Origin of the sequence: Tahibacter caeni, from assembly GCF_024609805.1 — a bacterium.
GTDB classification, from domain to species: Bacteria; Pseudomonadota; Gammaproteobacteria; order Xanthomonadales; family Rhodanobacteraceae; genus Tahibacter; species Tahibacter caeni.
In genome coordinates this window covers 1-4,632 of the sequence record NZ_JANFVR010000354.1, presented here as the reverse complement: position 1 = coordinate 4,632, position 4,632 = coordinate 1, and the positions used below count along the sequence as shown (strand labels likewise).

Genomic DNA, 4,632 nt, shown 5'->3' with positions numbered 1-4,632 from the left:
CCGCCGTTCCGTTTCGATCAGGGTTCGCGCGACACCGTGATCCAGCGCATCGCTCACGACCCGCCGCCGCTGGCCAGCGGCGCGGCCGGCGAGAACGCCGACGCCGCCGTCGCGACGAACCGCCGCCTCGCCGACGTCGCGGCGCTGGCCGCCGCGCTGCGCGGCGACCTGGACACCGTGCTCGCGAAGACTCTGCGCAAGGCGCCCGACGAACGCTACCACTCGGTCGACGAACTGGCCGCCGAGCTGCGCAACGTGCTCGAATTCCGTCCGATCGCCGCGCGCGCGTCGGAGCGCTGGTACCGCCTGCGCATGCTGCTGCGCCGGCATCGCATGACGGCCGCCGTCGCCGCGGTGCTGAGCCTGGCCGTGCTCGCGACGACCGGCGTGTCGGTGGCGCAGTATTTCCGCGCCGAAAGCGAACGCGGCCGCGCCGTCGAGGCGCTCGCGGCGGCCCAGACGCAGCGCGACCATGCGCAGCATGTCGCCGATTTTCTGATCGACGCGTTCACGGCGGCCGATCCGGGCCGCGGCCGCGCGACCGAGATGCGTGCCGGCGATTTGATCGAACGAGCCGCCGGCGTGCTGCAGAACAAAAGCGCGACCCTGGAACCGGTCGTATATGCTCGGCTCGCACAGACACTGTCGTATCTGTACTTCCGGATGGACAGCCGCGAGGAAGCGGCCCGCCAGGCGGAGATCGCACGCAATGCGATGGCCACGGTCGCCGACCCGCCGGTGGAATTGCTGAGCCGACAGGACCTGGTGGAGGCCGGCGTCGCGGTTCTCTACGACAAATATACGAAGGCCGCCGAACTCACCAGCCGCGGCGTGGAACGTATCGCCGATCCCGCCCGCTTCGGCGACCCGGAACTGCTGCAACAGCTCTGGGAGCTGCGCGTGCGCAGCGCGATTTTTCTCGGTCAGCCGGCCAAGGCCATCGAATACATCGACACGGTGCTGGCTCTGCTGCGCGCGCGGCCCGACCATCGTCCCGAACAGATCGACTGGCTGCGCCAGCGGCGAGCCATGATCGTGTCGGACAGCGGAAACTATCGCGAGGCGCTCGCGGAAATGCAGGCCCTGGTAGCCGAGCGGCGCGCCGCCGGCCGCGTCAACGACCTCAACCATGTCGAGATCCTGCGGCTGCTGGGCCAGTCCCATGCCCGCGTCGGCAACTATCGGGCGGCGCTGGAGGTCTACGACGAAGCGCTTTCGACGCATCGGGAGATCCGAGGCGACAACGGGCGCGACGACCGCGTTCTCATGCACCTGTACGGAGGAATGGCGTCGGTCTACGCCAACGTGCAGCGCGCGCCGGAAAGCGTGCAGATGTTTCGCCGCGCCATCGACACGGCGCGCGCGAAATACGGCGAAACGAGCACGTTCATGGCCAGCGCGTACTTCAATCTCGCGGACACCTACCAGTTCGCGATCGGCGACCCGGCGCTGGCCGAATTCTTCTATCGCCGAGCCCAGCAAGCCACGCCTGCGGAAGCCCTCGGCAACCGTGCGATATTCCGTCGCTGCCTGGCGCAGGTCCTGCTGGCAGAAGGCAAGCTGTTCGAAGCGGCCTATGAACTGGAAGGGGCCCGTGAGGAGTTGCGCAGCGTCTACGGAGGCCGTGGCTCGCAGAGCGACGCGGCGCGCATCAACCTGGCCGAGCTCAGCCTGCGGCGCTTCGATCTGGCGGGCGCATCCGCCTTCGTGGACGGATCGGTGCTCGCGGCGGGGCGGACGAGCGCTGCCGACAGCGACGTCGTTGTCCAGGCCGAGCGCCTGAGCGCCTACTTCGACTGGAACCGCGCCGACGGCTCGACGATAGCCCCGCCGCTCAGCCGCTGAAACCGCGGCAATGGTGCCGCAGACCGGCCGCGAGCTCCTCGCAGCGGCGTTGCGCCGCGTCCGCATCGGCGCCGCTGTACAGCACGACGCGACGCGGTCCGGGCAGACCGAGCACGCAGTCGTAGCGCGCGTCGCCGTCGTCGTCGCGGGCATGCTCCACGCGCGGCGCGACGAGATCGCGCGTGCGGTAGCGCGCCTCGGTCGCGCGCAACGGATAGCGCTCGCGCAGCCGCAGGCCGTCGGCGTTCAATTCGACGCGCAGCAACGGGAAGCCCGCAGCCCAGCCGGCGATGCCGACGCCGGCGAACCAGAAACCGCCGAGCAGCGGCCAGGTCCAGCGGCCGGTCTGCGGAATACCGCCGTCGCGCCAGACGATGTAGCTGAAGCAGGCCAGCATCGCGATCCAGGCCGCGACGAACAGCCATAGGCCCAGCGCCGTGTCGTTGCGGAACACGCGGCGTGGAACGGCATTCGATGCGGCAGTCGGCATGCGTGCGCAGCGTAGCCCGCTTTGTTGACGACGGGATGATAGCCGTCGCCGGCGCGTCGTCCCGCCGCGATGCGCTGCGAACGGCGCAGCGGCCGAAGCCGGCGCCTTCGGGCCGTGCGGCGACCGCCGTTTCAATACCGCGCGCGTTCCGCCGCCGGCCGGCGCACGCGGAACGCGAGGCTGATGCGCGCGCCGACCGGCGTGCGCTGTTTCGGAACGCCGTGGTCGTAGTGCAGCTGCGTCGCGTAACTCATGAGCAGCAGGCTGCCGGCCTCCAGCGGCAGCCGCAGCACGCGCCGCGGCGGCCGCTTGGCGCGGATCACCATCTCGCGCGTCGCACCGAGCGAGATCAGCGCGATCGGCTGGCCGGGCTGCAGCTCCTCGAGATGATCGTTGTGCGGCGCGACGCTGTCGCGTTCGTCGCGGTACAGATTCAGGCCGACGTGAGTGAAGGGAGCCCCGGCCTGCGCGGCGACGCGTGGCACGAGCGCGGCAATCGCCGGCGGCACGGCGGCGTCCAGCGCATAGCTCGCGAGCAGGCGCGGCGTGTCGACCTCGCGCTCGTACATGCGGCGACGCTCGGCGTGCCAGGGCACCTCGCGCAGCAAGGCGCCGAACGCGTCGGCGGCCGCGGCGGCCGGCACGAAACCCGCGTGATAGTCGATGCGGCCGAGCGCGTCGTCGACGAGACAGGTCGCCGCCGCGTCGAACAGGCCGGGTTGGGACTGACGGAAATCCATGCGGCACAGATGGGTGCGCCCGGCGCCGGCGCAACCGCGGTACTGCCGTCTGCACGGTCGTCGCGACCGTTCGGGACGACTGCCCGCCGCGACGCGACGCCGGCGCGCCGGCCGCGTCGGCAAATCGCCGCCGCTGCGCACACTTGTGACGCGCGGCGCGGCCTGCGGGCCCGTGCGCTCCCTGGTATCCCGCTTGCGTCGTCCTGGCAGGCAAACCGCCTGCCATCGGCCGAGGTCGCCATGCGCCGCGTCGTCGTTCTGCTGTCCACCGCGCTGCTCGCCGCCTGCGGCGACCACGCCGTGCTGCCGCTGCACCAGGCCACCGGTCCCGACCCTGCCCTGCCGCCGCCGCGGCACAGTCCCGTGCCGACCGTCGACGTCGCCACCGCCGTGGGCTGGCCGGACGGCGCAAGGCCGCGCGCGGCCGACGGGCTCGCGGTCGAGGCGTTCGCGCGCGATCTCGATCATCCGCGCTGGCTCTACGTGCTGCCCAACGGCGACGTGCTCGTCGCCGAGACTAACGCGCCGCCAAAGCCCGCCGACAACAAGGGGATCAAAGCCTGGTTCATGCAGCGCGCGATGAAGAAGGCCGGCGCGGCCACGCCGAGCGCGAACCGCATCACCCTGCTGCGCGATGCCGACGGCGACGGCCGCGCCGAACGGCGCACGGTATTCGCGAGCGGCATCAATTCGCCGTTCGGCATGGCCCTGGTCGGCGAGGATTTCTACGTGGCCGCATCGGATGCCGTGCTGCGCTACACCTATCGCCGCGGCGACACCGCACTCGGCGGCAGCCCCGACACCGTCGTCGCGCTGCCGGCCGGCCCGCGCAATCACCACTGGACCAGGAACCTGATCGCCGACGCGCAGGGCCGCCGCCTCTACGTGACCGTCGGCTCCAACAGCAACGTCGCCGAGCACGGCATGGACGAGGAACGCGACCGCGCGGCCGTGCTCGAAGTCGACCCGGCGGCGCGCCGCTACCGCGTCTTCGCGAGCGGGTTGCGCAATCCGAACGGTCTGGCCCGGGAACCGAAAACCGGCCGGCTCTGGACCGTCGTCAACGAGCGTGACGAGCTCGGCTCGGACCTCGTGCCCGACTATCTGACCTCGCTGCGCGACGGCGGCTTCTACGGCTGGCCCTACAGCTATTTCGGTGCGCACGTCGACGAACGCGTCAAGCCGCCGCGGCCGGACCTCGTCGCGCAGGCCATCGTCCCCGACTACGCGCTCGGCGCGCACGTCGCCGCGCTCGGCCTTGCGCATTCGGCCGGCAACGCGCTGCCGGACGCCTACGCCGAAGGCATGTTCATCGGCGAGCACGGTTCCTGGAACCGCAAGCCGCCGAGCGGCTACGCGGTCGTTTTCGTGCGCTTCGCCGACGGCCGCCCGGTCGGCGTGCCGCAGGACGTGCTGACCGGCTTCCTCGACGAGCGCGGCCGCGCGCGCGGCCGTCCGGTCGGCGTCGCGATCGACGGCCGCGGCGCGCTGCTCGTCGCCGACGACGTCGGCAACGTGATCTGGCGTGTGACGGCGGCGCCGTGAGCGGCGCCGTCG

General features: G+C 71.5%; 5 protein-coding genes. 2 read left to right on the top strand and 3 right to left on the bottom strand.

Annotated features, from left to right (window positions below; all coding sequences use genetic code 11):
- The coding region (locus tag NON22_RS20605) for a hypothetical protein (protein WP_257388860.1) at positions 1–330 on the bottom strand (330 nt) is incomplete at its 3' end.
- Here NON22_RS20605 and NON22_RS20600 point away from each other — a divergent pair.
- Positions 313–1,845 (top strand): tetratricopeptide repeat protein, encoded by a 1,533-nt coding sequence (locus tag NON22_RS20600; protein WP_257388859.1) that lies wholly within the window; start codon positions 313–315, stop codon positions 1,843–1,845. The genes NON22_RS20605 and NON22_RS20600 overlap by 18 nt on opposite strands.
- On the opposite strand, the gene NON22_RS20595 is transcribed toward NON22_RS20600, so the two are convergent.
- Together NON22_RS20595 and NON22_RS20590 are read right to left on the bottom strand one after the other, a co-directional pair.
- Positions 1,835–2,335, bottom strand: coding sequence for a hypothetical protein (locus tag NON22_RS20595; protein ID WP_257388858.1), 501 nt, complete (start codon positions 2,333–2,335; stop codon positions 1,835–1,837). The two genes, NON22_RS20600 and NON22_RS20595, sit on opposite strands and share 11 nt — an antisense overlap.
- Positions 2,336–2,466: 131 nt before the next feature.
- Positions 2,467–3,075 (bottom strand): alpha-ketoglutarate-dependent dioxygenase AlkB, encoded by a 609-nt coding sequence (locus NON22_RS20590; protein ID WP_257388857.1) that lies wholly within the window; start codon positions 3,073–3,075, stop codon positions 2,467–2,469.
- 240 nt (positions 3,076–3,315) lie between these two features.
- Here NON22_RS20590 and NON22_RS20585 point away from each other — a divergent pair, with 240 nt between their 5' ends.
- Positions 3,316–4,620 carry a PQQ-dependent sugar dehydrogenase gene (locus NON22_RS20585; protein ID WP_257388856.1) on the top strand — a complete coding sequence of 435 codons (1,305 nt, stop codon included), beginning with the start codon at positions 3,316–3,318 and terminating at the stop codon, positions 4,618–4,620.
- The last annotated feature ends 12 nt before the right edge of the window (positions 4,621–4,632 follow it).

Coding starts and splice junctions, on each gene's coding strand:
- NON22_RS20600 (WP_257388859.1), top strand. CDS start 313: ATGCTGCTGCGCCGGCATCGCATGACGGCCGCCGTCGCCGCGGTGCTG.
- NON22_RS20595 (WP_257388858.1), bottom strand. CDS start 2,335: ATGCCGACTGCCGCATCGAATGCCGTTCCACGCCGCGTGTTCCGCAAC.
- NON22_RS20590 (WP_257388857.1), bottom strand. CDS start 3,075: ATGGATTTCCGTCAGTCCCAACCCGGCCTGTTCGACGCGGCGGCGACC.
- NON22_RS20585 (WP_257388856.1), top strand. CDS start 3,316: ATGCGCCGCGTCGTCGTTCTGCTGTCCACCGCGCTGCTCGCCGCCTGC.